Origin of the sequence: Rhodococcus sp. PSBB066 (assembly GCF_017068255.1) — a bacterium.
GTDB classification, from domain to species: Bacteria; Actinomycetota; Actinomycetes; order Mycobacteriales; family Mycobacteriaceae; genus Rhodococcus; species Rhodococcus aetherivorans.
Genome location: NZ_CP070859.1, coordinates 4,269,779 through 4,293,987, shown reverse-complemented (window position 1 = coordinate 4,293,987; position 24,209 = coordinate 4,269,779). Strand labels below are relative to the sequence as shown.

The window sequence follows — 24,209 nt, the reverse complement described above, 5'->3', positions numbered from 1 at the left end:
CCGGGCGTGGCAGCATGGGCAGCGACCCGTGCCCTTGGACGAACGAGGATCAATGACCGGCCTGGAGAACACGAACGTCGGCTCCACCCCGCGTGTGGATTACCCGACGCGGCGCCAGCTCCCGCAGGCGCCCCTGCTCGCCGCCGCGCGGGGACTCGAGCCGGCGCACCGGCCCGTGTGGTTCATGCGGCAGGCCGGCCGGTCGCTGCCGGAGTACCGCGAGATCCGGGCGAACATCGGCATGCTCGAGTCCTGCTTCGATCCCGAACTGGTCTGCGAGATCACCCTGCAGCCGGTGCGCCGGCACCGGGTGGACGCCGCGATCCTGTTCTCGGACATCGTCGTTCCGCTCAAGGCCGCCGGGATCGACCTCGACATCGTGGCCGGGACCGGACCGGTGATCGCGAACCCCGTGCGCACCGCGGCGGACGTCGCGAAGCTGCCCACCCTCGAACACGACGAGGTCGGTGCCGTCGCACGGGCGGTGGGGCTGCTCACTCGCGAACTCGGCGACGTCCCGCTCATCGGCTTCGCCGGGGCGCCGTTCACCCTCGCCTCCTACCTCGTCGAGGGCGGACCCAGCCGCAACCACGAGCGCACCAAGGCCCTCATGCACGCCGATCCGCGCACCTGGCACGCCCTGCTGGGGCGGCTCGCCGACATCACGATCGCGTTCCTGCAGGCTCAGCTGCACGCCGGCGTCGACGCGATCCAGCTGTTCGACTCGTGGGCCGGCGCGCTGTCGCTGGCCGACTACCGCGAATTCGTGCTGCCCCATTCGGAACGCGTGTTCGCCGAGGTCGAGTCCGCCGGCGTGCCGCGCATCCACTTCGGTGTCGGCACCGGCGAACTGCTCGGCGCCATGGGCGAGGCCGGCGCCGATGTGGTCGGCGTGGACTGGCGGGTGCCGCTGGACGTCGCCGTCACCCGGGTGGGGGCCGGAAAAGCGTTGCAGGGCAATCTCGATCCCGCGATCCTGTTCGCCGGACCCGAGGTGGTCCAGGCCGAGGTGCGCCGCATCGTCGCCGAGGGTGACCGCGCCCGCGCCGCGGGGGCGACCGGGCACATCTTCAACCTCGGGCACGGCGTCCTGCCCGACACCGATCCGGACGTCCTCACCGCCGTCGTCGAACTGGTGCACTCGCTGTGAGCGGTGCAGGAGCACCGAGCGTCGCCGTCGTCGGCGGCGGCATCACCGGGCTCGTCGCGGCGTACCGGTTGCGTCGCCTGCTCGGCGCGCACGCCCGGATCATCCTCCTCGAGGGCTCCGAGCGGCTCGGCGGGAAGCTGCGCACCGTGCCGCTCGCCGGGGATCCGGTCGATGTGGGGGCGGAGGCGTTCATCGGCCGCCGCCCCGAGGTCCCCGCGCTGCTCGAGGAGCTGGGCCTGAGCGACCAGCTCGTGCACCCGTCCGGGGCCCGGCCGCTGATCTACGCCGGTGCCGCGCTGCATCCGCTGCCCAGCGGCACCCTGATGGGGATCCCCGCCGACGCCGGGTCGCTGACCGGTCTCGTCGACGCCGACACCCTTGCGCGGATAGCGGCCGAGCCCACCGTCCCGCTGTACTGGGACCGCGCCGGCGACGTCTCGGTGGCCGACCTGGTCGCCGACCGGTTCGGCGAGCAGGTGGTGCGCCGCTCCGTCGACCCCCTCCTCGGCGGCGTCTACTCCGGGCTCTCCGACACCGCGGGCGTGCGGGCCACCCTGCCGACCCTGGCCACAGCCCTCGACGCGGGTGCCCCGAGCCTGAGCGAGGCGGTCACCCGTGCGCTGCCGGAGCCCTCGGACGCGCCGGTGTTCGGCACCCTGCGCGACGGCTACGGCACGCTGCTCGACGCGCTGGAGAAGGCCGCCGACGCCGAGATCCGGCACGCCGCCGCGAGCGGTCTGCGCCGCGCCGGCGGCCGCTGGAACCTCGACCCGATCGGACCCGTCGACGGTGTCGTACTCGCGGTGCCGGCCGACCGTGCCGCCGAGCTGCTCGCCGACGCCGTCCCGGCGGCGGCCGCGCAGGCGTCCCGGATCCCGCTCGCCTCGTCCGCGGTGGTGGCGCTGGCACTGCCGAGCGGTGCCGCGTTGCCGCAGAACTCCGGGATCCTCGTCGCCACCGGTGAGGACCTGTCCGCCAAGGCGTTCACCCTGTCGAGCCGCAAGTGGCCCCACCTGGCCGGGCGCGACGTCGCGCTGGCCCGCGCGTCGTTCGGCCGTTACGGCGAAGCCGCGATCGTCGACGCCCCCGACGACGAGCTGATCGCCCGCGCTCGCGCCGACCTCGCCACCGTCACCGGGGTCACCGACGAGCCCGTGGCCACGTTCGTCCAGCGCTGGCACGGCGGCCTGCCCCAGTACCGGGCCGGGCACCTCGACGTGGTCGCCGTCCTCGAGGACGCGATCGCTACCGTCGACGGCCTCGAGGTCGCCGGCGCGATGCTTCACGGCGTCGGAGTCCCCGCCTGTGTCGCATCAGGCACGACGGCCGCGACGCGGCTCGCTACGCGAGTGGCAGGATGAGCGGCATGGCACGTCTCGACTTCGACAAGCTCAACTCCACCCTCCGCTACGCGATGTTCTCGGTGTTCCAGGTCCGGCCCGGTGTCCTCGGCGAGGACCGCACCGCGGCGATCGAGGACGCGCAGAAGTTCTTCGCGTCCTTCGAGAACACCGATGTGATCGTCCGCGGCATCTACGACGTCGCCGGCGTCCGCGCCGACGCCGACTTCATGATCTGGACCCACGCCGAGCGGCTCGAGGATCTGCAGAAGCTCTACTCCGATTTCCGGCGCACCACCGTCCTCGGCCGCGCCAGCGCTCCGGTCTGGTCGAACGTCGCGCTGCACCGGCCGGCGGAGTTCAACAAGAGCCACGTCCCGGCCTTCATCGCCGGCGAGGACCCCGGCAACTACATTTGCGTCTACCCCTTCGTGCGGTCGTACGAGTGGTACCTGCTGCCCGACGCCGAGCGCCGCAAGATGCTCGCCGACCACGGCAAGGCCGGCCGTGGCTACCCGGACGTGCGCGCCAATACCGTCCCCGCGTTCGCGCTCGGCGACTACGAGTGGATCCTGGCGTTCGAGGCGCCCGAACTGGACCGCATCGTCGATCTCATGCGTGACCTGCGCGCCACCGAGGCCCGCATGCACGTCCGGGAGGAGACCCCGTTCTTCACCGGTCCTCGCGTCGACGTCGAGAAGCTGATCACCGCGCTGCCCTGACCCGCGCCGCGGCGCCGCCACCGGGGACGGCGCCGCAGCCCGGGCGTGCTCAGGCGGGCAGCCCCGCGATCCGCTCACCGATCCGTTTCGCCGCCTCGCGCAGCAGTTCCAGTTCCTCCGGTGTCAGGTCCAGCTCGACGATGCGCCGCACGCCGCGGCGCCCCAGGACCACCGGGAGACCGACGAACACGTCGCCGATGCCGTACTCGCCGTTCGGGCGCACCGTCGCCGACACGACCGTTCCCGAGTCGGCGACCATCGCCAGCACCATGTGCGCGGCGGCGGTGCCGGGACCGAAGAACGCGCTGCCGGACTTCAGCAGCCCCAGAACCTCCGCGCCCGAGGTGCGGGTGCGGTCGACCAGCTCGTCGAGGCGCGCGGCGTCGAGACGCGCGGCGATCTCCGGTGCCTGCGACAGCGGGATCACCATCTCCTCGCCGTGGCTCCCGAGCGCCACGGCGCCGAGCTCCCGCGCCGCCCCGGCCCCGTCCGCGACGGCCAGCGCCCGGAACCGCCCCGCGTCGAGCAGCCCGGCCATGCCCAGCACCTGCTCCGCCGGCAACCCCGAGCTGCGCCACGCCTGGTACGTCATCTCGTCCAACGGGTTCGTCACCACGACGAGCACCACGTCGGGGGAGACCGCCGCCGCGCGCCCGGCCACGTCGCCGACGATCCGGGCGTTCGTCGCGGTGAGGTCGCTGCGACTCATCCCCGGCCGGCGGGCCTTGCCGGCGGTGATGATCACGTAGTCCGCGGGACCGGCCTCCTCCAGCGACACCGCCCCCCGTACCCGCGTCCCGGAGCCCGTCAGCGCGCCGGTGTGGGTCAGGTCCAGAGCGATCCCCGCCGCCAGGCCGGGTTCGAAGTCGACGAGCACGACCTCGTCGAACACGTCCGCGTCGGCCAGGCGCATCGCCGAGATCATGCCGACGTGCCCGGCTCCGACCACCACCGCGCGGGCCGGGGCCCCGCCGGATTCGACACCTTCCGCCATCAACGCCTCCCTCTCGTCGGGTACGGCTGTCGCCGTCCGTCGATGCCCACGCTAGGTCCCCGGGCGCCGCTCGGCTCGCCGATCGGACGCTGCGCGCCCACTGGCAGACTGTGCCCCATGAGTTCTCGAGCCGTGCGACACCAGCACATGGCGCACTGGGGGATGTTCGAGGTCGAGACGGACGAGGGCGACGTCACCGCCGTGCACCCCTTCGAAGGCGACACCGATCCGTCGCCGATTCTCGCCAACGCCGTCGGCTCGGTGCGGCACCGGTCGCGCGTGGCCGGACCTGCGGTGCGCCGGGGCTGGCTCGAAGCAGGACCGGGCCCCAGCGACCGACGTGGGGTCGACGAGTTCGTCGCGGTGTCCTGGGACGAGCTGACCGAGCTGCTCGCCGGTGAGCTGCGGCGCGTGGTCGACACGCACGGCAACCGGGCGATCTTCGGCGGCTCGTACGGCTGGTCGTCGCCGGGCCGGTTCCACCACGCGCAGAGCCAGGTCCACCGGTTCCTGAAGATGCTCGGCGGTTACACCCGATCGGTGCACAGCTATTCGCTCGGCGCGACCGGCGTGATCATGCCGCGCGTGGTCGGCACGCACTGGAAGTTGTTCGCCCGCGCCACGAACTGGGACGTCATCGCCCGCGAGACCGACCTGATGGTGTGCTTCGGTGGGGTGCCGCTGAAGAACACGGCGGTCAACGACGGCGGCACCAGCCACCACCCCACCCGCGGCGCGCTCGACGCCCTGCGCGCCCGCGGCGGGACCGTGGTGTCGATCAGCCCCCTGCACGACGACCTGCACGGCGCCGCCGAGCGGCTCGCGCCGCGGCCCGGCACGGACGTCGCGGTCATGCTCGCCCTCGCCTACGTGCTCGCCACCGAGGACCTCGCCGACCGCGACTTCCTCGACCGCTACTGCGTCGGCTACGACCGGTTCGAGGACTATCTCCTCGGCCGCACCGACGGCGTCGCCAAGACCCCGCGGTGGGCAGCCGGCCTGTCCGGCCTGCCCGCAGAGGCCATCGCCGCGCTGGCCCGGCGCATGGCCGCGGGCCGCACCCTGATCACGGTCACCTGGTCGCTGCAGCGGGTCCGGCACGGCGAGCAGGCGCCGTGGGCGGGGGTGACCCTCGCCGCGATGCTCGGCCAGATCGGTCTGCCCGGCGGCGGCTTCGGGCACGGCTACGGCTCGATGAACGAACCCGGCATCGCGCCCGTCCCGTATCCGCTGCCGACCCTGTTCCAGGGCGACAACCCGGTCGACGACCTGATCCCGGTGGCCGCGATCTCCGACCTGCTGCTGCGGCCGGGGCAGGAGTACGACTTCGACGGCCGGCGCCTGACGTACCCCGACATCCGGCTCGTGTACTGGGCCGGCGGCAACCCGTTCCACCACCACCAGGACCTGGGCCGGCTGCGCCGCGCTCTGACCCGGCCGGACACGATCGTCGTGCACGACCCCTACTGGACCGCGACGGCCAAGCACGCCGACATCGTGGTGCCGTCCACCACGTCTCTCGAACGCGAGGATCTCAGCTGCACCCGCAACGACCCGCTGCTCGTCGCGATGCACGCCGCCGCCCCCCGATTCGCCGACGCCCGCGACGACTACGACACGTTCGCCGCCCTGGCGCACCGGCTCGGCTTCGGTGAGCGGTTCACGGAGGGTCGCAGCGCCCGCGAGTGGCTCGAGCACCTGTACGGGCAGTGGCGTGGCTTCGTTCTCGCCGACGAGAACCGCGTCGAGACACCGCCCGAGTTCGACGAGTTCTGGCGGCGCGGCCACGTGCGGATGCGCAGCGAGGACGGGCTCACCCTGTTCGAGGAGTTCCGTGCCGACCCGCAGCGCAATCCGCTGGGCACCCCCAGCGGGCGCATCGAGATCTTCTCCGCCGATATCGACGGCTTCGGATACGACGACTGCGCCGGGCATCCCGCCTGGTTCGAGCCGGAGGAGTGGCTCGGGGGCCCGCGGGCGCAGCATTACCCGCTGCACCTGATCGCGAACCAGCCGAAGACCCGCCTGCACAGCCAGCTCGACCACGGCGCCACCAGCCAGGCCTCGAAGATCCGCGGGCGTGAGCCGATCCGGATGCACCCGGACGACGCGGCGGCACGCGGCGTGGCGGCCGACGACGTTGTGCGGGTCTTCAACGATCGGGGCGCCTGCCTGGCCGGCGCCGTCCTCGACGACGGCCTGCTGCCCGGCGTGGTGCAGCTGGGCACCGGCGCCTGGTACGACCCCCTCGACCCGGCCGACCCCGGCTCGATGTGCGTGCACGGCAACCCCAACGTGCTCACCGCCGACATCGGCACGTCCCGTCTCGCACGCGGTTGCACGGGCCAGCACGTGCTCGTGCAGATCGAGCGCTTCGACGGGGAACTGCCGCCGGTCCGGGCCTTCGACCCGCCGGTGATCCGCACGCGCTGACCCTCCCGGCTTCCCGTGCGCCGAGCGAATGTATCGCTCGCTACCGCTACGGAGATCGACGATACATTCGCTCGGAGCCGGGCCCGGCGGTCACAGCCCCAGCGAGCGCTGCACCTCCCGCAGCGTCTGCGCCGACGCCCGCAGCCCGGCGGCCTCGTCGGGCGACAGCGGGATCTCGAGCACCCGGCCGGCCCCGCGGCCGTCGACGATCGTCGGCAGCGACAGGCACACCCCGTCGATCCCGTGCACGCCGCGCTGCAGCGTCGAGACCGGCAGCACCCGGTGCTGGTCCCTCAGCACCGCCTCCACGATCCGGGCGGTGGACAGGCCGATGGCCAGGTTGGTGGCCCCCTTGCCCAGGATGATCTCGTAGGCGCTGCGGACCACCCGCGTGGAGATCTGCTCCCGGATCGCGGCGTCGAACGCCGCCGCACCGTTCTCGTCCCGGTACTCCGTGGCCGGCACCCCGCCCACCGTCGCGCTCGACCACAGCGTGATCTCGGAGTCGCCGTGCTCGCCGACGATGAGGGCGTGCACGTTCTCCACCGCGATGCCGACGTGCTGCGCGACGAGGAAGCGCAACCGCCCGGAGTCGAGAACCGTGCCGGACCCGAGGATCTGTCCGGCGGGGGCGTCGGTCGCGCGGATTGCCGCATACGTCACCACGTCGACCGGGTTGCTGACGAACAGCACCACGGCGTCGGGGGAGAGCGCGAGGAGGGCGGGCGTGAGCTCCTGCACGATGCGCACGTTCGCCGCCGCCAGCTCGAGCCGTGACTGGCCCGGCTTCTGCTTGGCGCCCGCCGTCACGACGATCAGGTCGGAGCCGGCGGTGACGGCGAGGTCGTCGGCGCCGTCGATGCGGCACGCCGGGGCGAACTGGGTGCCGTGGTTCAGGTCGAGCACCTCGGCCCGCACCTTGTCGGTGTTCGGATCGAACAGGGCCAGCGAATCCGCGGAGCCACGGATCAGGCACGCGTAGGCGACGGCGGTGCCGACGCTGCCGGCACCGACGATCGAAACCTTGGACTTGCGGGACGCACGGGTCGTCGACATGGACTCGATCGTCGTCGCTCCGCGCGCGATCCGCAGCCCGACCCCGCGGCCGCTAGCCTTCGAACCATGAGCGTTCCACCGTTCGACGCCGTGCTGTTCGACTTCTCCGGCACGTTGTTCCGGCTCGAGGAGGACGAATCCTGGCTGGCCGACGTCACCGACGACCGGGGCCGACCGTTCGACGTGCACCGGCAGGCCGAGCTGATGCGCCGGATGACCGCCCCGACCGGCCAGCCCGTCGAGATGGATGCCGCCGAGCATCACGCCTGGATCAACCGCGACCGGGATCCCCGCTGGCACCGCGACGCCTACCTCACGGTGCTGCGCCGCTCCGGGGTCGCCGACGAGGAGCAGGCCCTCGGCCTGTACGCGAAGCTGACCGATCCGCGGTGCTGGACGGTGTACCCGGACACGGTCCCGGTGATCGAGGCCCTCGCCGGCGAGGGCCTCGCCGTGGCGGTGCTGAGCAACATCGCCTTCGACATCCGGCCGGCGTTCGCGGCGCTCGGCATCGACGACCTGGTGTCGGAGTTCGTGTTGTCCTTCGAGGTCGGCGCGGTCAAGCCGGAGCCGGAGATCTTCCGCCACGCCGTCGATGCGCTCGGTGTGTCCCCGGAGCGCACGCTGATGGTGGGCGACAGCGAGGAGGCCGACGGCGCGGCCCGACGCATCGGCTGCTCGTTCGCCCTCGTGGAGCCGCTGCCCACCGCCGAGCGTCGCCGGGGGTTGTGGCGGGCCCTGTTCGCGGCCGGCCTCAGTCCTTCGGAACCAGGCGCAGGGAGATCGAGTTGATGCAGTACCGCTGATCGGTCGGGGTCGGGTACCCCTCGCCCTCGAACACGTGCCCGAGGTGGCTGTGGCAGGACGCGCACAGTACCTCCACCCGGCGCATGCCGAGGGAGTCGTCGGACCGCAGGATCACCGCGTCGCTCGTCGCCGGATCGAAGAAGGAGGGCCACCCGCAGTGCGAATGGAACTTCTCGGTGCTGCGGAACAGTTCGGTCCCGCAGGCGCGGCACTCGTACACGCCCTCGGTCTCCGTGTCGGTGTACTCGCCGACGAAGGGCCGCTCGGTGCCGGCCTGCCGCAGCACCGCGTACTCCTCGGGGGTGAGGCGCGCGCGCCATTCGTCGTCGCTCAGGGACACCTTCGGCGCGGGTTCGGTCGGGACAGGGTCAGCCATGCGCTCCACGCTAGCCCTCACCACGGTTCGTCGCCACGAGCTCGGCCTGCGGCGCGGTCTTGCGTTCCGGCAACAGGAACGACGGCTCGATGCCGTCCGCCAGCCGGCCCTCCCGCCGGGCGGCCAGATACCGGTCGAGCAGCACCGCGAAGATCACGATGAGCAGCAGCGACCAGCCGAACGTCGTCTTCATGTACTCGGCGGCGCGCCCGGCCTCCGGCCACCGCCCCGACAGCCAGCTGTCGTAGCTCATGAAGCCGTAGACCGCGAGCCACGCCGGCCAGTTCCGCATCACCGAGTTGGGCAGCACCACCGTCATCAGCAGCGGGAACAGCATCATCGAGTAGTACATCTGGCCGAGCGAACCGAGCAGGAACGACGCGGTGAGCAGCACCCCGGTGCTCGTGCCGACGAAGAACAGCTCGTCGTGGCGGCAGTACCGGTACAGCAGCCACAGCGAGACGACGACCATGACACCCAGCACGACGCGCAGCGCGAGGATCAACCACGCCGGCAGGCCGTAGTACATGCCGTTGCCGACGATCGCGCTGTTGAAGTAGTCGCGCGCCTCGAACAGGTACGGCGTGGTGCGCTCGACGAACGCCCACGCATCCACCGAGAGCGGCCACGCGACGAGCGTCAGTCCGAGGGGGACCGCCGCGGCGGTGGCGAACACCTTCCACTGCCGCCGCACGAACGGAATCAGCAGCAGCGGCGCGAGGATCGGTTTGACCGCGAACGTCAGCCCGATCGCGACGCCCGCCCACAGGTCGCGCCGCCGGAGCAGCAGCGCCAGGAAGGTGACCTCGCCGAGCAGGACGAGGCCGTTGATGTTGGTGAACACCAGGGTGTTCGTCACCGTCTCGGAGCTGAACGCCGCGAGCAGCAGGATCGGCGCGAGCACCGAGTCGAGGCCGTAGCCGAACATCCGCAGCAGCAGGTACAGCGCCACGATGATCGCGATCGCGTTGGCGATGATGAACAGCCACCGCGATCGCTCCGGGTCGATCACCGCGATCGGGGAGATCAGCAGGGTCCCGGACGGCGGGTACAGGTAGTGCGGGTCCACCCACTCGAAGTTCGCGGTGTACACGGGCCGGCGGTTGAGAAACGCCAGGGCCGCGTTGTAGACGGGGGTGAAATCGTCGGTGCGGAATCCGTTGACGGCCTTGACCGCCACACGGTGCAGCACCGTGAGCACGGCCAACGGCCACACAACGCACTTGACCACCTCCGCGGTGGTGCGGGCGGTGCGGGGCTCGAGGCGGCTGAGGAACACTACGGCACGGTACACCGGGAGCCGGTGGTGGCCACCCACCGTCCCCTCCTCGCGGCGCCGGGCCCGGGCCACGTCGGACGCGGGGTCACGCCGGGCACAGGCTGCCGTTCGGCGGTAGCGCACCGGTGTCGAGATACTCCGCCACCCGTGTCTGGATGCAGCCGGAGTGCAGGGCCGCGGAGTATCCGGCGCCCTGCCACGACAGCGCCGCCCACCGCGCCGAGACGGCGGTGAGGGCTCCGGTGACCGAGTCGAGCCCCGCGCTGCCGACGAGCGGGTCGGCGGCGCCCGTCGTCACCAGCACGGGCACGCGGACCTCCGCCGGCAGCGGCGGGGTCGGCATGCTCGGCCAGGCGCTGCACGCGGTGAGACCGATCGCCGCGTCGCCACCGAACAGTGGGTAGTTCGCCGACCACGTCCGCTGCAGTTCGGCGGCCCGTGCCGTCGTGGGCCACCGCTGCCCGTCGCTGCAGCGGGAGACGAACTGCCCGTCGGACAACAGCACGGCCTCGGCGGCGCCGACGAGCTCGAGCATCGGCGTCACGTCGCCCGCGCCGGCCGCGGACAGCGCGTCGGACAGCTCGCGGACCCGGGTCGGCGCGTCGCTGCGGGGAGTCCCCAGGAACCACGTCACCGCGGTGAGCAGGGAGTTCGACGACAGCGGGGCGAGCGTGCCGGCCGCGGCCCGGGCGTGCAGATCCTCGAGCGCGGCCCGCGGATCCGGGCCCAGCGAGCACGCCAGCGCAACGCACTGGCGGGCGAATGCGTCGACCGCCGACTCTGCGCCGCGCACCCGGCTCTCGGCGAGCATCTCGGCGTCGGCGGTGGCCGCGGCGGGGGAGTCGAGGACGAGACGGCCGAGGGTCGTCGGGTACTTCGACGCGTAGGCCAGGGCGACCGTGGCGCCGTTGCCGATGCCGAGCACACCGATCCGCTCGACCCCCCACGTGGTGCGCAGCTGCTCGAGATCGTCGGCGGCGTGGGCCGCCCCGAACAGCAGTTCCTGCGGCTGCAGGTAGTCGGTGCATGCGATGGTGGCCTGCCGGCCGAGCTCGGCGACCCGGTCGGGTCCGTCGCCGGTACGACCGAACTGTCCGTGGTCGGCCAGGGCGCGTCGGTCCGCTCCGAAGATGCACTCGATCGGCTGGGACGCACCGAGGCCGCGCCGATCCACCGCGACGACCGGCCGGGAGGCCACGAGCTCGGCGAGCGAGCCGGTCGACAGCGCGGCCAGCGCCCGGGTGGAGGGCAGGTCCGCCCCCGTCGTCATGACGAGCGGGGCCGCATCGGCGGGGGTCTGCGCCAGCCGGGCACGCAGCACGTCGAGGGGGAACGAGCCCGGCACGGTGCCCGCGGCGTCGATCGCGGCCGGAATCTGGGCGCACTCGAGGACGAGACCCGTCGGGCCCGGCGGCAGGGCCTGCGCGGCGAGGGTGTCGGCGGTGCAGTCGCGCCAGTCCAGGTCCCGGGCGGGCACCGGCAACTCGGGCGCGGCGGCCGGGTCCTCGCCGGTGGGGGTGGCCCGGCCGTCCGCCTCCTGCACCACGGCGACGTCGGGACGCACCGAGGGGCCCGCCCCGCACGCGGCGGTCATCGCTCCGAGCACGACGATGCCCATCGTGAGCACACCGGTTCTGCGCATGGGCACAGCCTGCCAGGTCGGTGCGGCGGGCCGCGCACGTGACCGGATCGTCCGATCCGCCGGACGTGACGATCAGGTGTACGTGATGTGAAGTAGGTCGCAATCTGCCCTCGGTGTACCGGTCGCCTCGAGCTCCGGCCCTACCCTGGAGAAATGCACGAACGTCTCGTCGATCGCAATCCCGTGGTGCCGTCCGACCAACTGGTGGCCCAGATGGTTCCGCCCGCGATGTTCGACGACGTGAGCTTCGCGTCCTACATTCCCGATCCGAACGAGCCGAGCCAGGCGACCGCCGTCCGGACGGCGGAGGAGTTCGCCCACAAGATCGCCAAGATCCGGGGCGGTGGCCGGCGCGGCCTGTTCGGCCGCAAGGCGCCGTCCACCGGCGCCGGGCTCTACCTCGACGGCGGCTTCGGCGTCGGCAAGACCCACCTGCTGGCCTCGATCTTCCACGCGGCGCCGTCGCCGAAGGCGTTCGGCACGTTCGTGGAGCTGACCCACGTGGTCGGCGCTCTCGGCTTCAACAAGGCCGTCGAGGAGCTGTCGAACCACAGCGTGCTGTGCATCGACGAGTTCGAGCTCGACGACCCGGGCGACACGATGCTGGTGTCCCGGCTGCTGACCGAGCTGTCCGCGCGAGGCGTGTCCATCGTCGCGACGTCCAACACCCTGCCCGGGCAGCTGGGGGAGGGCCGGTTCGCGGCGCAGGACTTTCTGCGCGAGATCAAGAAGCTCGCCGCCATCTTCGAGACCATCCGTGTGGACGGACCCGACTACCGGCACCGCGACCTGCCGCCGGCACCGGACCCGATCAGCTCCGAGGACCTGCTCGATCGAGCCGATGCGGTGGCCGGCGCCACCCTCGACGACTTCGACGAATTGTGCGCGCACCTGAGCACGCTGCACCCGTCGCGGTACGGCAAGCTCGTCGAGGGCGTCCCGGCGGTCTTCCTCAACGGGGTCCATCCCGCCCACGACCAGTCGGTGGCGCTGCGCCTGGTGGTTCTCGCCGACCGGCTCTACGATGCGAGCATCCCGGTGACCGTCGCCGGCGCGAAGCTGGACGAGATCTTCACCGCCGAGATGCTTGCCGGCGGCTACCGCAAGAAGTACCTGCGCGCGACGTCGCGCCTGCTGGCACTGTCGCGGTTCGAGACCGCGGCCAGCTGAGTCACGCTCCCGGCGGACGCCGCCGGGAGCGCAGGACCTCGCGTCAGAGGGTGCGTTGCATGACGTAGTCGTGGTGGGTCTGCGAGCCGACCTGGAACGTCCGTGTCCCCACGACCTCGAACTCGTTCTTGGCGTAGAACCGCCGGGCGCGTGAGTTCTGTTGGTTGACCCCCAGCCACAGCCCCCGGCAGCCGGTCGCCCGGGCGTGGTCGACGATGGCAGCCATCAGTGCCGCCGCCACACCGGTGCCGTGCTTGCCCGGGAGCACGTAGAGCTTGCTGATCTCGGTGGTCGGCAGCGCCGTCACGGCTTCGCGGACCGCCGGGTCGGCGGGTTCGGCATCGATTGCCATGAGGTAGCCCACGATCTCGCCACCGACCGTCGCCTTGAGGACGATGCGGGTCGGGTCGGTGAGGTACTCGCTGAACCGTTCCGCGGACAGGGTCTCGTCGATGAAAGCGGCGATGTCCTCCTGGGAGGCATCGGACGGGCAGGCCAGGGGGAACGTGGTGGCCGCGACGTCGGCGATGGTCTCGGCATCCCAGATCCCGGCCTGCTCGACGGAGACGTTCGCGGTGGATTCCTCGAGTGACGGCGTTGGCATAGCAACCAGTAGATCACTCGGCGCTCCGCCGCGGCGACGCTCGGGGAACGGAGCACGCCCGAGGTCCGGAAATGGCTGAACCCCAGCCTTGGATGGGGGGTCATGGCTGGGGTTCATTACCATCGGGGGGATGGCACCTCCGACAATACATGAGGGATTCCTCAGGTTCCAGCCGGGTGGGTCACGGTTCGGTCACGCGCCGGTTACCGGGGTGGTTGCCTTCTGCGAGCCGACGCTCTACTGTGGGCTCTCATGAAGCGCGTACTCGTAGTTCACCGCCGTAGCGGGGTCTGATTCGGACCGACCCCTCGCTGCGGGTCGTTGAGCTACCTGTCGGTCCTCCCTTCGCGCGGAAGACCTCCTTCGATGAACGCCTTCACCTCCACCGCTCTGATTCCTGCCGCCGGCTGCACGGACACTCCCCGCTCGGCGCCGATCGATCCCTTCGCCGCACGCTACGGTCGGTTCCTGCCGCGCGAGCTGCGCGCCGAGTCCGCCGGCATGAGCTGGGCCGAGTTCACCGCCACCTATGCGCCGCAGCACGGGCCCGTGCGGCTCGGTGGCTGGTACGCCGAGGCTGCGCGCGCCGGCCGCTGCAACTACGAGGCCACCTTCGGCGTGGGGGAGACCATCCACACCGCCGCGGCGACCGCCACCGGCCCGGTGTCTGCGATGACCGCCATGATGCACACCCTCGGGATGCCGCTCGAGATCCTCTCCTTCCACCAGTTCGACCTCGGTGACACCCACGCGACGTTCCTGCTGTGCGAGGCGGACGGCCGCCGGCTCTGGAGCATGGGAATCGCGGCGACCGGGACCGAATCGGCACTGCGCGCGATGACCGCCGGCGCCAACCGGCTGCATGCCTCCCGCTGACGGGGTGGCGATACGGCGAAGGCCCTCCCGGTCGGGAGGGCCTTCGCCGTGTGGATGGTGCGCGATACTGGGATTGAACCAGTGACCTCTTCCGTGTCAGGGAAGCGCTCTCCCGCTGAGCTAATCGCGCGGGTGGTGGAGCGGATGACGGGATTCGAACCCGCGACCCTCACCTTGGCAAGGTGATGCGCTACCAGCTGCGCTACATCCGCATGTGCACCTCTCTTCCCGGTGGCCCGGGTCGAGAAGTGCGGGGTGAAACCTGGTCGATCGTGGTGCGCGATACTGGGATTGAACCAGTGACCTCTTCCGTGTCAGGGAAGCGCTCTCCCGCTGAGCTAATCGCGCGGGTGGTGGAGCGGATGACGGGATTCGAACCCGCGACCCTCACCTTGGCAAGGTGATGCGCTACCAGCTGCGCTACATCCGCATGTGCACCTCTCTTCCCGGTGGCCCGGGTCGAGAAGTGCGGGGTGAAACCTGGTCGATCGTGGTGCGCGATACTGGGATTGAACCAGTGACCTCTTCCGTGTCAGGGAAGCGCTCTCCCGCTGAGCTAATCGCGCGAGGTGGAGACGGGAATCGAACCCGTGTGCACGGCTTTGCAGGCCGTTGCCTCACCACTCGGCCACTCCACCGTAAAAGGTCGAGTCCAACCTCTCGAGCGGATGACGGGATTCGAACCCGCGACCCTCACCTTGGCAAGGTGATGCGCTACCAGCTGCGCTACATCCGCATCGCACCGTCCGGCGTCGTGCTCTCCGTGGTGCGGTTGAGAACATTAGCCGACCATCGTCAGAACACACAAATCTGCAGGTGAGGGCGCGGACGAGGCGTCCTCGTGGGTCGTGAGGGCCCTCACCGGCGCCGGCGTGCGGGCTCCGGCGGATCCGGCGTGCGCGGCACGGGCTCCCGCGCCGGGGCCGATGGCGGTGCGCCCGGCCTCCGTCGCCACCGAAAACGGGGGTCGACCAGGCGATTCGTGTTCACCCGGTGGGCGTGTTAATGTTCCTTCTCGTTCGAGCCGCTGCGAAGCGGCCCGGTCCCGTGGCTCAGTGGAAGAGCGTCCCGTTCACACCGGGGAGGTCGCTGGTTCGATCCCAGCCGGGACCACAGCACCGACGAAGGGCACCCCCACGGGGGTGCCCTTCGTCGTTTCGGGCGCGGCTCGATGCGCGCCCGGACGGAACAGCCGTCGGCGGAGCGGTCGTGACCTGCGCGTTCATCGGACCGCACTGCGCAGATGGCAGGATTGCGGTCGGTGTGAGGAGGATGCGGCTGATGAGTGTCGCCGACAACAACTGGCCCCTGGTCGGGGCCACAGGAGCACGATTCGGATCTGCCGGCCGACGGCGGAAGGACCGCCCGGCCCCGGCCCCCGGCGCGACCGACCGGCACGAGGCCACGCCCGCGGTGGACCCGCCGGCGACGGGTGCCTTCGCGACCGTCGCCGCCCCGGCGTCGACCCCGATGCCCGCCGCCGTGACCGCGGTCCCGAGGGAAGAGGAGCCGAGCGGGGCGCAGCCGTCGTTCGTGCGGCCCTTCGTGCGCAGCCAGGGACGGACCCGCGCCGAGGTGGATCTCCCGCTCGAGGTCCTCGTCTCGGCCGTGCCCGACGCCGTGGGAGCCGCGGGCCTCGAAGAACACCGCACCATTCTGGCGCTGTGCGCCGAACCCCGCTCCATCATGGAGATCGCGGCTCTGGCCAAGCTGCCCCTGGGGGTCGCGCGGGTCCTGGTGGGCGACCTCGCCGCCACCGGGGAACTCACCGTCCACCGGACCGTCGACGGGGTCGGCCCCGACGCCCAGCTCCTGTCGCGGGTTCTCGGCGGACTGCGCCGCCTGTAGCCTGCACCGCTCCAGCCTGCACCGCTCCAGCCTGCACCGCTCCAGCCTGCACCGCTCCGGCCCGCACCGCCCCGGCGGTGCCCGGGTGAACGGGCGACCGGGGTGGTGTCGATAGCATGGTCTGGTTGCCGACGCGTGGCATGCCCCGCGGCGTCGGTGCACCCATCACCGGCACGAGCCCGAGGAGCCCACCACAGTGACGACGCCCGCATCCGTAGACCCAGCCGTGCTCGTCCGGGTGCCCGCGGGGACCACTGCCGGTGCCGCCCTCCGGGAGGCCGGCCTACCCAACAGCGGACCCGACGCGATCGTCGTGGTCCGCGACGGCGAGGGCCGGCTGCGCGACCTGTCGTGGACGCCGGAACAGGACACCGAGATCGAGCCGGTCGCCGCCGGTACCGAGGACGGCCGCTCCGTCATCCGGCACTCCGCGGCACACGTCCTCGCCCAGGCCGTGCAGCAGGAGTTCCCGGAGGCCAAACTGGGCATCGGGCCCCCGATCAAGGACGGCTTCTACTACGACTTCCAGGTCGACCGACCCTTCACCCCGGAGGACCTCGCGAAGCTCGAGAAGCGCATGAAGCAGATCGTCAAGGGCGCGCAGCGGTTCTCCCGCCGCGTCGTCGAGAACCTGGACGACGCACGCGAGGAACTGAAGAACGAGCCGTTCAAGCTCGAACTGATCAGTGAGAAGTCGGCCGGAAACAGTTCCCTCGACGAGGACCCCGAGATCATGGAGGTCGGCGGCGCGGAACTGACGATCTACGACAACCTCAACCCTCGGACGGGCGAGAAGATCTGGGGCGACCTGTGCCGCGGCCCGCACATCCCCACCACCAAGTACATCCCGGCGTTCAAGCTCACCCGCAGCTCCGCCGCCTACTGGCGCGGTGACCAGGACAACGCCGGCCTGCAGCGCATCTACGGCACCGCGTGGGAATCCCCGGAGGCACAGGAGCGCTACCTCGAGCTGCTCGCCGAGGCCGAGCGCCGCGACCACCGCAAGCTCGGCAACGAGCTCGACCTGTTCAGCTTCCCCGACGAGCTCGGTTCCGGTCTGCCGGTGTTCCACCCCAAGGGCGGCATCATCCGCCAGGAGATGGAGAACTACTCGCGTCGGCGGCACGTCGAGGCCGGCTACGAGTTCGTGTACTCCCCGCACATCACCAAGGGGCACCTCTACGAGGTGTCCGGTCACCTCGACTGGTACCGCGACGGCATGTTCCCGGCGATGCACATCGACGAGGAACTCAACGAGGACGGCACCGTGCGCAAGCCGGGCCAGGACTACTACCTCAAGCCGATGAACTGCCCGATGCACAACCTCGTCTTCCGTTCCCGCGGCCGCTCCTACCGGGAGCTGCCGCTGCGGCTCTTCGAGTTCGGCTCGGTCTACCGGTACGAGAAGTCCGGCGTCGTCCACGGCCTGACCCGGGTGCGCGGTATGACGCAGGACGACGCGCACATCTACTGCACCCGCGAGCAGATGCGCGACGAGCTGACCACGACGCTGAACTTCGTCCTCGACCTGCTGAGGGACTACGGCCTCGAGGACTACCACCTGGAGCTGTCGACGAAGAACCCCAAGAAGTTCGTCGGCGACGACGTCCTGTGGGAGGAGGCCACCGACACGCTGCGCGAGGTGGCCGAGGGCTCCGGGCTCGATCTCGTGCCGGACCCGGGTGGCGCCGCCTTCTACGGGCCGAAGATCTCCGTCCAGGTGCAGGACGCGCTCGGGCGCAGCTGGCAGATGTCGACGATCCAGCTCGACTTCAACCTGCCCGAGCGGTTCGAGCTCGAATACACCGGTCCCGACGGCAGCAAGCATCGGCCGGTGATGATCCACCGGGCCCTGTTCGGCTCGATCGAGCGCTTCTTCGGCGTGCTCACCGAGCACTACGCCGGCGCCTTCCCGGCGTGGCTCGCCCCCGTGCAGGTCGTCGGGATCCCCGTCGCGGAGGCCTTCGAGGATCACCTGTTCGACGTCACCCGGCAGCTGAAGGCGGCCGGGGTGCGTGCGGAGGTCGACACCAGCGACGACCGGATGCAGAAGAAGATCCGCAACCACACCACGCAGAAGGTGCCGTTCATGCTGCTCGCGGGCGAGCGTGACGTCGAGGCCGGGGCGGTCAGCTTCCGGTTCCGGGACGGCAGCCAGGTCAACGGTGTGCCCGTGGCCGACGCGATCCGTCTGGTCACCGAGTGGATCGGACGGCGGGAGAACGCCTCGCCCACCGCGGAGCTCGTCGCTCCCGTCGACCGGGGCGGCGCCGCGTGAGCGGCGACTGCTCCGACGACGCCCTCGTCGATCGCGGTGCCGGAGAACCCGACCACCTGCAGCGGCTGTGGTCCCCGCACCGGATGTCGTACATCGCGGAGGCACCGCGATCCAAGGAGGCGCCGTACGAGCCCTTCACGGACATCCCGAAGATGCGGGACGAGGAGGGTCTCGTCGTCGCGCGCGGCGAGCACGTGTACGCGGTGCTCAACCTGTACCCGTACAACCCCGGTCATCTGATGGTCGTGCCGTACCGCCGGGTCGCCAACCTCGAGGACCTGACCCCCGAGGAGAGCACCGAGTTGATGGCATTCGCGCAGCGGGCGATCCGGGTCATCAAGAGCGTCTCGCGGCCGCACGGCTTCAACGTGGGCCTCAACCTCGGGGCCGCCGCCGGCGGCTCGCTCGCCGAACACCTGCACCTGCACGTGGTGCCGCGGTGGGGCGGCGATGCCAACTTCATCACCGTCCTCGGCGGCGCCAAGGTCATGCCGCAGCTGCTGCGGGACACCCGCGCGTTGCTCGCGGCGGCCTGGAACGAGTGACGCCGCACCGGGCCCCGGCCCCGGTGTCCGTCGCCGCCCCCGCCTGTATGTTTGTCGCCGTTCGCGGGCGTGGCAGGATCGTGTCCCGGACGCAACGGTGTGAACGGAAGACGGGGGTCGGTGGATGCTGAGCTTTTTCGGGCGTGCGTCGGTGTCGAAGGTCACCGCCCCGCTCGGCAGGGCCTTGATCCGCACCGGCCTCACGCCGGACGCGGTGACACTCATCGGCACCGTTGCCACGATCGCCGCCGCCGTGACGCTGTTCCCGATGGGGCAGCTGTTCTGGGGTGCGATCGTGATCTGGCTGTTCGTGATGTTCGACATGCTCGACGGGGCGATGGCCCGCGCCCGCGGCGGCGGCACCCGCTTCGGCGCCGTCCTCGACGCCACCTGTGACCGCCTCGCCGACGGCGCGATCTTCGCCGGGCTGGCCTGGTGGGCCGTCTACGGGGAACAGAGCCGACCGTTGCTGATCGCAACTCTGATCTGCCTGGTCACCTCCCAGGTCATCTCGTACGCCAAGGCCCGCGCCGAAGCGAGTGGCCTGTCCGCCGACGGCGGCCTGATCGAGCGGCCCGACCGGCTCGTCATCGTGCTGGTCGGCGCCGGCGTCACCGGACTCGGCGTGTGGTGGGCGATCCACGCCGCCATGTGGCTGCTCGCCGCCGGCTCGGTGATCACCGTGTTCCAGCGGGTGCTCGCCGTGCGCCGCTCCCCGGACGCCCGCGAGCTGCTGCCCCTGCCGTCGTCGACCCCGGCCGACGGAGAAGCCCGATGAGCGCGACCGAACGTGCCTCCGACCTCGGCTACGCCGCCGGGTGGCGGCTCGTGCGGGCGCTGCCCGAGTCCACCGCCTGCCGCCTGTTCGACCTCGGCGCCGACGTCGCCGCCCGGCGCCACGGTGGCCCACAGCAGTTGCGCCGCAACCTCGCCCGGGTCCTGGGCGTGCCCGCCGCGCAGGTCCCGGACGAGCTGATCCGGCAGTCCGTGCGGTCCTACGCCCGCTACTGGCGGGAAGCGTTCCGGCTGCCCTCGATGGACCTGACCGTGACGGCCGCCGCCCTCGATCACGCCGTCGAGGGCCGCGAGCACATCGAGCAGGCACTGGCGGCCGGGCGCGGTGTGATCCTCGCGCTGCCGCACAGCGGGAACTGGGACATGGCCGGCGTGTGGTGCACGCAGACCTACGGTGGCCTGTCGACGGTGGCCGAACGCCTGCGCCCCGAATCGCTCTACCAGCGGTTCGTCGCGTACCGCGAGAGCCTCGGCTTCGAGATCTTCCCGCTCAGCGGGGGTGAGTCGCCGCCGTTCGACCGGCTCGCGACGCGGCTGCGCGAGAACCGGATCGTCTGCCTGCTCGGCGAGCGCGACCTGGCCCGCAAGGGCGTGCCGGTGACGTTCTTCGGGGAGCCCACCCGCATGCCCGCCGGCCCGGCGAAGCTCGCCGCCGAGACCGGCGCGCCGCTGCTGCCGGTGCACTGCTGGTTCACCGACGGCGGCTGGGGTTTCCGGGTCCACCCCGAACTCGACGTCACCGGCGGGATCGGGCCGGCGACACAGGCCCTCGCCGACTGCTTCGCCGCCGACATCGCCGAACACCCCGCGGACTGGCACATGCTGCAACCGCTCTGGTTCGACGACCTCTCCGAGGCCCGCCTGGCCCGAATGGAGGCGCGGTGAAGATCGGGATGGTGTGCCCGTACTCGTTCGACGTACCGGGCGGGGTGCAGGCGCACGTCGTGGACCTGGCCCACGTGCTCATCGAACGCGGCCACAAGGTCAGCGTCCTCGCCCCGGCGTCCGACCGCACGGAGCTGCCGGACTTCGTCGTCTCCGCCGGGCGCGCCGTCGCCATCCCCTACAACGGGTCCGTGGCGCGCCTGAGCTTCGGCCCCGTCTCCTATGCGCGGGTCCGGCGGTGGATCAACGACAACGACTTCGACGTCCTGCACATCCACGAGCCGAACGCGCCGAGCCTGTCGATGCTCGCGCTGAAGATCGCCGAGGGCCCCATCGTCGCGACGTTCCACACGTCGACGACCAAATCGCTGGTGCTGAGCACCTTCCAGGGTGTGCTGCAGCCGTATCTCGAGAAGATCAGCGGCCGCATCGCCGTGTCCGAACTCGCCCGGCGCTGGCAGGTGACGTCGCTCGGCTCGGACGCCGTGGAGATCCCGAACGGTGTCGACGTGTCCTCGTTCGCTCACGCCCCGACGCTGCCCGGCTATCCCCGCGCCGGCCGCACCGTGCTGTTCCTCGGCCGGTACGACGAGCCGCGCAAGGGCATGGCGGTGCTGCTCGGCGCGTTGCCGCTGCTCGTCGAGCACTACCCGGACCTCGAGATCCTCGTGGTCGGCCGCGGGGACGAGGACCGGTTGCGCAAGGAGGCCGGCCGGTACGCCCGGCACCTGCGGCTGCTCGGCCAGGTGTCCGACGCGGAGAAGGCCTCGGCGATGCGCAGCGCCGACGTGTACTGCGCCCCCAACCTCGGTGGGGAGAGTTTCGGGATCGTGCTGGTGGAGGCGATGGCCGCCGGTACCCCTGTGGTGGCCGGCGAACTCGACGCGTTCCGCCGGGTACTGCGCGACGGGCGCGCCGGCGTGCTCGTCCCGCTGGGCGACTCGGAGGCGCTCGCCGCCGCGATCCGCGGCCTGCTCGACGACGGTGCCCGCCGTCGCGCCCTGGTGGCGGCGGCGAACGAGATCGTCGGCTCCTACGACTGGCCGGTGGTGGCCGAGCAGATCCTGCGCGTATACGAAACCGTCACCGTCGGCGCCGGGCCGGTTCGGGAGGTCCGGTCGTGAGGTGCGGGCCGGCGACGGCACCGCGTGAGGGGAGTGGGACGTGACGCTGTCCGCGGTCACCGTTCTCGTCCTGGCGCTGATCTCCGCGATCATCGTCGCGCTCGGGTTGTGGGCCTACGGCACGGCCAACCGGCTGGACCGGCTCCACGTGCGTTCGGACCTCTCCTGGCAGGCGCTCGACGCCGCCCTGGCCCGTCGCGCCGTGGTGGCGCGCGGCATCGCGGCCTCCACCCCGGTCGCCGAGGGCCGTCGGCTGGCCGCGCTGGCCGACCGCGCCGAACGGGCGGACCGTGCCGAACGGGAATCGGCGGAGAACGCGCTGTCGGCCGCGTTGGCCGCGGTGGACACCGAGCGGCTGCGCCCGCAGTTGGTGGCCGAACTCGCCGATGCCGAGGCGCGGGTGCTGATCGCACGGCGGTTCCACAACGACGCCGTCCGCGACACGCTGACGCTGCGCAGCCGCCGGCCGGTGCGCTGGCTGCATCTCGGCGGCACGGCGCCGTTGCCGAACTACTTCGAGATCGCCGAGCGCACGAACCCGGCTGCGGCGACGGGCCTGTCGCTCGACGAGACGCGCACCTCGGCGCGGGTGGTGCTGTTCGACCACGAGGGACGGGTGCTGCTGCTGCGGGGCCACGACCCGACCACGCCGGACGTGCACTTCTGGTTCACCGTCGGCGGTGCGGTCGAGGTGGGGGAGACGCTGCGCGCGGCCGCCGTCCGCGAGGTGGGGGAGGAGACCGGGTTGCCGGTCGCGCCCGAGCAGCTGTGCGGGCCCATGTGGCGGCGGGTGGCGGTGTTCCCCTTCAACGGCGAGCTCATCCGCTCGGAGGAACTGTTCTTCGCGCTGCAGACGCCCGCCTTCGAGCCGGGCGACGGCGGATTCACCGACCTCGAGCGCCGCATGAGCCTCGAGCACCGCTGGTTCGCCGAGGGCGAGATCCGGGACCTGCAGCGCCACGGCGAGGCCGTGTATCCGCAGGATCTCGCAGACCTGCTGGGGGAGGCGCGCGACGTCGCCGTGCGTCGTGTGGAGCCGGAGGTCCGCGCCATCCGGTGAGCGCCGGCACTCGAGGCAGGCGGAGTCGATTGCCTGCGAGGCAGGCGGAGTCGATTGCCTGCGAGGCAGGCGGAGTCGATTGCCTGCGAGGCAGGCGGAGTCGATTGCCTGCGAGGCAGGCCAGGGCCTCGCGACTGGCTATGGGACGGTCCCCGTGGTGCCCCTAGAATCGGGAGCGGCGCCGCGACGTGCCCGATTCCGTCCGCCGCGTCAGTTTCTGCAGGCCATACCCCAGGAGTTCTTGCTGTGAGCAGCCCCGAGTCCGTTCCCACCACCGGCACCGCCCGCGTCAAGCGCGGTATGGCCGAGATGCTCAAGGGCGGCGTGATCATGGACGTGGTCACCCCCGAGCAGGCGAAGATCGCCGAGGACGCGGGTGCCGTCGCCGTCATGGCGCTCGAGCGCGTCCCCGCCGACATCCGCGCCCAGGGTGGCGTGTCCCGCATGTCCGACCCGGACATGATCGAAGGCATCATCGAGGCCGTGTCCATCCCCGTGATGGCCAAGGCCCGCATCGGTCACTTCGTCGAGGCACAGATCCTGCAGGCCCTCGGCGTGGACTACGTCGACGAGTCGGAGGTGCTCACCCCCGCCGACTACGAGAACCACATCGACAAGTTCGCCTTCACCGTGCCGTTCGTGTGCGGCGCCACCAACCTCGGTGAGGCGCTGCGCCGCATCAACGAGGGCGCGGCGATGATCCGCTCCAAGGGCGAGGCCGGCACCGGCGACGTCTCCAATGCCACCACCCACATGCGGAAGATCCGCCAGGAGATCCGGCGGCTGACCTCCCTGCCCGAGGACGAGCTGTACGTCGCGGCCAAGGAACTGCAGGCGCCGTACGACCTGGTGGTCGAGGTCGCGAAGGCCGGCAAGCTGCCGGTGACGCTGTTCACGGCCGGCGGCATCGCCACCCCGGCCGATGCGGCGATGATGATGCAGCTCGGCGCCGAGGGTGTGTTCGTCGGCTCGGGCATCTTCAAGTCCGGCAACCCCGCCGAGCGTGCCGCCGCGATCGTCAAGGCCACCACCTTCTACGACGACCCGGACGTGCTCGCAAAGGTCTCGCGTGGCCTGGGCGAGGCCATGGTCGGCATCAACGTCGACGACATCCCGGTTCCGCACCGCCTCGCCGAGCGGGGCTGGTGACCCCACCGCCGCCGGCATCCCCGCGTGCGACGGGAGCCTCCGACCGTGTCGGAGGCTCCCGTCGCTTCTCGCCGGG

General features: G+C 71.4%; 21 protein-coding genes and 8 tRNA genes. 16 read left to right on the top strand and 13 right to left on the bottom strand.

Annotation, left to right across the window (positions count from 1 at the left end; translation table 11 throughout):
• Positions 1 to 52 precede the first annotated feature (52 nt).
• The 3 genes from hemE to hemQ are packed head-to-tail and all read left to right on the top strand — an operon-like array spanning position 53 to position 3,212.
• Entirely contained in the window at positions 53 to 1,150 is a 1,098-nt protein-coding gene (hemE, locus tag JYA75_RS19445) for a uroporphyrinogen decarboxylase (protein ID WP_006938085.1), read from the top strand.
• Entirely contained in the window at positions 1,147 to 2,511 is a 1,365-nt protein-coding gene (locus JYA75_RS19440) for a protoporphyrinogen oxidase (RefSeq protein WP_043798168.1), read from the top strand. The genes hemE and JYA75_RS19440 overlap by 4 nt, the downstream gene beginning before the upstream one ends.
• Positions 2,512 to 2,516: 5 nt before the next feature.
• Positions 2,517 to 3,212, top strand: coding sequence for a hydrogen peroxide-dependent heme synthase (hemQ, locus tag JYA75_RS19435; RefSeq protein ID WP_006938082.1), 696 nt, complete (start codon positions 2,517 to 2,519; stop codon positions 3,210 to 3,212).
• Between the two features lie 49 nt (positions 3,213 to 3,261).
• Here hemQ and JYA75_RS19430 read toward each other — a convergent pair whose 3' ends face one another.
• Positions 3,262 to 4,206 carry a lactate dehydrogenase gene (locus JYA75_RS19430; protein ID WP_185712724.1) on the bottom strand — a complete coding sequence of 315 codons (945 nt, stop codon included), beginning with the start codon at positions 4,204 to 4,206 and terminating at the stop codon, positions 3,262 to 3,264.
• A 147-nt stretch (positions 4,207 to 4,353) separates the two neighbouring features.
• On the opposite strand from JYA75_RS19430, the gene JYA75_RS19425 reads away from it, so the two are divergent.
• The gene (locus tag JYA75_RS19425; protein WP_080688482.1) at positions 4,354 to 6,639 is read left to right on the top strand and encodes a molybdopterin-dependent oxidoreductase; all 2,286 of its coding nucleotides are present in this window, start codon (positions 4,354 to 4,356) and stop codon (positions 6,637 to 6,639) included.
• A gap of 90 nt (positions 6,640 to 6,729) precedes the next feature.
• On the opposite strand, the gene JYA75_RS19420 is transcribed toward JYA75_RS19425, so the two are convergent.
• The gene (locus JYA75_RS19420) at positions 6,730 to 7,695 is read right to left on the bottom strand and encodes an L-lactate dehydrogenase (protein ID WP_029543449.1); all 966 of its coding nucleotides are present in this window, start codon (positions 7,693 to 7,695) and stop codon (positions 6,730 to 6,732) included.
• A 66-nt stretch (positions 7,696 to 7,761) separates the two neighbouring features.
• Between JYA75_RS19420 and JYA75_RS19415 the strand changes: the two genes are divergently transcribed.
• Positions 7,762 to 8,487: an HAD family hydrolase gene (locus JYA75_RS19415; RefSeq protein ID WP_006938076.1), complete on the top strand. Its 726-nt coding sequence runs from the start codon at positions 7,762 to 7,764 to the stop codon at positions 8,485 to 8,487.
• Here the strand turns inward: JYA75_RS19415 and msrB are convergent.
• From msrB to JYA75_RS19400, 3 genes are read right to left on the bottom strand one after another with little or no spacing between them, the layout of a single operon-like run.
• Complete coding sequence (gene msrB, locus JYA75_RS19410; protein ID WP_037201669.1) at positions 8,450 to 8,878, bottom strand: peptide-methionine (R)-S-oxide reductase MsrB; 429 nt, start codon at positions 8,876 to 8,878, stop codon at positions 8,450 to 8,452. The genes JYA75_RS19415 and msrB overlap by 38 nt on opposite strands.
• Positions 8,879 to 8,888: 10 nt before the next feature.
• The gene (locus JYA75_RS19405) at positions 8,889 to 10,196 is read right to left on the bottom strand and encodes a glycosyltransferase family 87 protein (RefSeq protein ID WP_006938070.1); all 1,308 of its coding nucleotides are present in this window, start codon (positions 10,194 to 10,196) and stop codon (positions 8,889 to 8,891) included.
• Positions 10,197 to 10,242: 46 nt separating this feature from the next.
• Positions 10,243 to 11,799, bottom strand: a complete 1,557-nt coding sequence (locus JYA75_RS19400; RefSeq protein WP_180987016.1) for an alpha/beta fold hydrolase — start codon at positions 11,797 to 11,799, stop codon at positions 10,243 to 10,245.
• A 153-nt stretch (positions 11,800 to 11,952) separates the two neighbouring features.
• Here JYA75_RS19400 and zapE point away from each other — a divergent pair, with 153 nt between their 5' ends.
• Positions 11,953 to 12,969 carry a cell division protein ZapE gene (gene zapE / locus JYA75_RS19395; protein WP_043798161.1) on the top strand — a complete coding sequence of 339 codons (1,017 nt, stop codon included), beginning with the start codon at positions 11,953 to 11,955 and terminating at the stop codon, positions 12,967 to 12,969.
• A 43-nt stretch (positions 12,970 to 13,012) separates the two neighbouring features.
• Here the strand turns inward: zapE and JYA75_RS19390 are convergent, their stop codons facing one another.
• Complete coding sequence (locus tag JYA75_RS19390; RefSeq protein ID WP_006938062.1) at positions 13,013 to 13,573, bottom strand: GNAT family N-acetyltransferase; 561 nt, start codon at positions 13,571 to 13,573, stop codon at positions 13,013 to 13,015.
• A gap of 366 nt (positions 13,574 to 13,939) precedes the next feature.
• Here JYA75_RS19390 and JYA75_RS19385 point away from each other — a divergent pair, with 366 nt between their 5' ends.
• Positions 13,940 to 14,449, top strand: a complete 510-nt coding sequence (locus tag JYA75_RS19385; RefSeq protein ID WP_006938061.1) for a hypothetical protein — start codon at positions 13,940 to 13,942, stop codon at positions 14,447 to 14,449.
• Positions 14,450 to 14,504: 55 nt separating this feature from the next.
• On the opposite strand, the gene JYA75_RS19380 is transcribed toward JYA75_RS19385, so the two are convergent.
• From JYA75_RS19380 to JYA75_RS19350, 7 genes are all read right to left on the bottom strand, one after another.
• A tRNA-Val gene (locus JYA75_RS19380) sits at positions 14,505 to 14,579 on the bottom strand.
• Positions 14,580 to 14,585: 6 nt separating this feature from the next.
• A tRNA-Gly gene (locus JYA75_RS19375) sits at positions 14,586 to 14,661 on the bottom strand.
• A 61-nt stretch (positions 14,662 to 14,722) separates the two neighbouring features.
• A tRNA-Val gene (locus tag JYA75_RS19370) sits at positions 14,723 to 14,797 on the bottom strand.
• A gap of 6 nt (positions 14,798 to 14,803) precedes the next feature.
• Positions 14,804 to 14,879 (bottom strand) — tRNA-Gly (locus JYA75_RS19365).
• A 61-nt stretch (positions 14,880 to 14,940) separates the two neighbouring features.
• Positions 14,941 to 15,015 (bottom strand) — tRNA-Val (locus JYA75_RS19360).
• 1 nt (position 15,016) lies between these two features.
• Positions 15,017 to 15,087, bottom strand: a tRNA-Cys gene (locus JYA75_RS19355).
• Positions 15,088 to 15,112: 25 nt separating this feature from the next.
• Positions 15,113 to 15,185, bottom strand: a tRNA-Gly gene (locus JYA75_RS19350).
• 305 nt (positions 15,186 to 15,490) lie between these two features.
• Here JYA75_RS19350 and JYA75_RS19345 point away from each other — a divergent pair.
• From JYA75_RS19345 to pdxS, 9 genes are all read left to right on the top strand, one after another.
• Positions 15,491 to 15,562: transfer RNA gene (locus tag JYA75_RS19345), tRNA-Val, on the top strand.
• Between the two features lie 168 nt (positions 15,563 to 15,730).
• Complete coding sequence (locus JYA75_RS19340) at positions 15,731 to 16,297, top strand: DUF742 domain-containing protein (protein ID WP_050035141.1); 567 nt, start codon at positions 15,731 to 15,733, stop codon at positions 16,295 to 16,297.
• Between the two features lie 196 nt (positions 16,298 to 16,493).
• Positions 16,494 to 18,575: a threonine--tRNA ligase gene (gene thrS, locus JYA75_RS19335; RefSeq protein ID WP_065922612.1), complete on the top strand. Its 2,082-nt coding sequence runs from the start codon at positions 16,494 to 16,496 to the stop codon at positions 18,573 to 18,575.
• Positions 18,572 to 19,120, top strand: a complete 549-nt coding sequence (locus JYA75_RS19330) for an HIT domain-containing protein (RefSeq protein WP_006943832.1) — start codon at positions 18,572 to 18,574, stop codon at positions 19,118 to 19,120. Before thrS ends, JYA75_RS19330 begins: the two co-directional genes overlap by 4 nt.
• Before the next feature lie 124 nt (positions 19,121 to 19,244).
• Positions 19,245 to 19,898: a phosphatidylinositol phosphate synthase gene (gene pgsA / locus JYA75_RS19325; RefSeq protein WP_006943830.1), complete on the top strand. Its 654-nt coding sequence runs from the start codon at positions 19,245 to 19,247 to the stop codon at positions 19,896 to 19,898.
• Positions 19,895 to 20,800, top strand: coding sequence for a phosphatidylinositol mannoside acyltransferase (locus JYA75_RS19320; protein ID WP_006943828.1), 906 nt, complete (start codon positions 19,895 to 19,897; stop codon positions 20,798 to 20,800). The genes pgsA and JYA75_RS19320 overlap by 4 nt, the downstream gene beginning before the upstream one ends.
• Entirely contained in the window at positions 20,797 to 21,924 is a 1,128-nt protein-coding gene (locus JYA75_RS19315; protein ID WP_065922611.1) for a glycosyltransferase family 4 protein, read from the top strand. Before JYA75_RS19320 ends, JYA75_RS19315 begins: the two co-directional genes overlap by 4 nt.
• Before the next feature lie 40 nt (positions 21,925 to 21,964).
• Positions 21,965 to 22,984 carry an NUDIX domain-containing protein gene (locus JYA75_RS19310; RefSeq protein WP_006943826.1) on the top strand — a complete coding sequence of 340 codons (1,020 nt, stop codon included), beginning with the start codon at positions 21,965 to 21,967 and terminating at the stop codon, positions 22,982 to 22,984.
• Positions 22,985 to 23,230: 246 nt separating this feature from the next.
• Positions 23,231 to 24,133, top strand: a complete 903-nt coding sequence (gene pdxS, locus JYA75_RS19305; protein ID WP_006943825.1) for a pyridoxal 5'-phosphate synthase lyase subunit PdxS — start codon at positions 23,231 to 23,233, stop codon at positions 24,131 to 24,133.
• Positions 24,134 to 24,209: the final 76 nt, after the last annotated feature.

Excerpts from the sequence above, each read along its gene's own strand:
- hemE (WP_006938085.1), top strand. The coding sequence starts at position 53 with ATGACCGGCCTGGAGAACACGAACGTCGGCTCCACCCCGCGTGTGGAT.
- hemQ (WP_006938082.1), top strand. The coding sequence starts at position 2,517 with ATGGCACGTCTCGACTTCGACAAGCTCAACTCCACCCTCCGCTACGCG.
- JYA75_RS19430 (WP_185712724.1), bottom strand. The coding sequence starts at position 4,206 with ATGGCGGAAGGTGTCGAATCCGGCGGGGCCCCGGCCCGCGCGGTGGTG.
- JYA75_RS19425 (WP_080688482.1), top strand. The coding sequence starts at position 4,354 with ATGGCGCACTGGGGGATGTTCGAGGTCGAGACGGACGAGGGCGACGTC.
- JYA75_RS19420 (WP_029543449.1), bottom strand. The coding sequence starts at position 7,695 with ATGTCGACGACCCGTGCGTCCCGCAAGTCCAAGGTTTCGATCGTCGGT.
- JYA75_RS19415 (WP_006938076.1), top strand. The coding sequence starts at position 7,762 with ATGAGCGTTCCACCGTTCGACGCCGTGCTGTTCGACTTCTCCGGCACG.
- msrB (WP_037201669.1), bottom strand. The coding sequence starts at position 8,878 with ATGGCTGACCCTGTCCCGACCGAACCCGCGCCGAAGGTGTCCCTGAGC.
- JYA75_RS19400 (WP_180987016.1), bottom strand. The coding sequence starts at position 11,799 with ATGCGCAGAACCGGTGTGCTCACGATGGGCATCGTCGTGCTCGGAGCG.
- zapE (WP_043798161.1), top strand. The coding sequence starts at position 11,953 with ATGCACGAACGTCTCGTCGATCGCAATCCCGTGGTGCCGTCCGACCAA.
- JYA75_RS19390 (WP_006938062.1), bottom strand. The coding sequence starts at position 13,573 with ATGCCAACGCCGTCACTCGAGGAATCCACCGCGAACGTCTCCGTCGAG.
- JYA75_RS19385 (WP_006938061.1), top strand. The coding sequence starts at position 13,940 with ATGAACGCCTTCACCTCCACCGCTCTGATTCCTGCCGCCGGCTGCACG.
- JYA75_RS19340 (WP_050035141.1), top strand. The coding sequence starts at position 15,731 with ATGAGTGTCGCCGACAACAACTGGCCCCTGGTCGGGGCCACAGGAGCA.
- pgsA (WP_006943830.1), top strand. The coding sequence starts at position 19,245 with ATGCTGAGCTTTTTCGGGCGTGCGTCGGTGTCGAAGGTCACCGCCCCG.
- JYA75_RS19320 (WP_006943828.1), top strand. The coding sequence starts at position 19,895 with ATGAGCGCGACCGAACGTGCCTCCGACCTCGGCTACGCCGCCGGGTGG.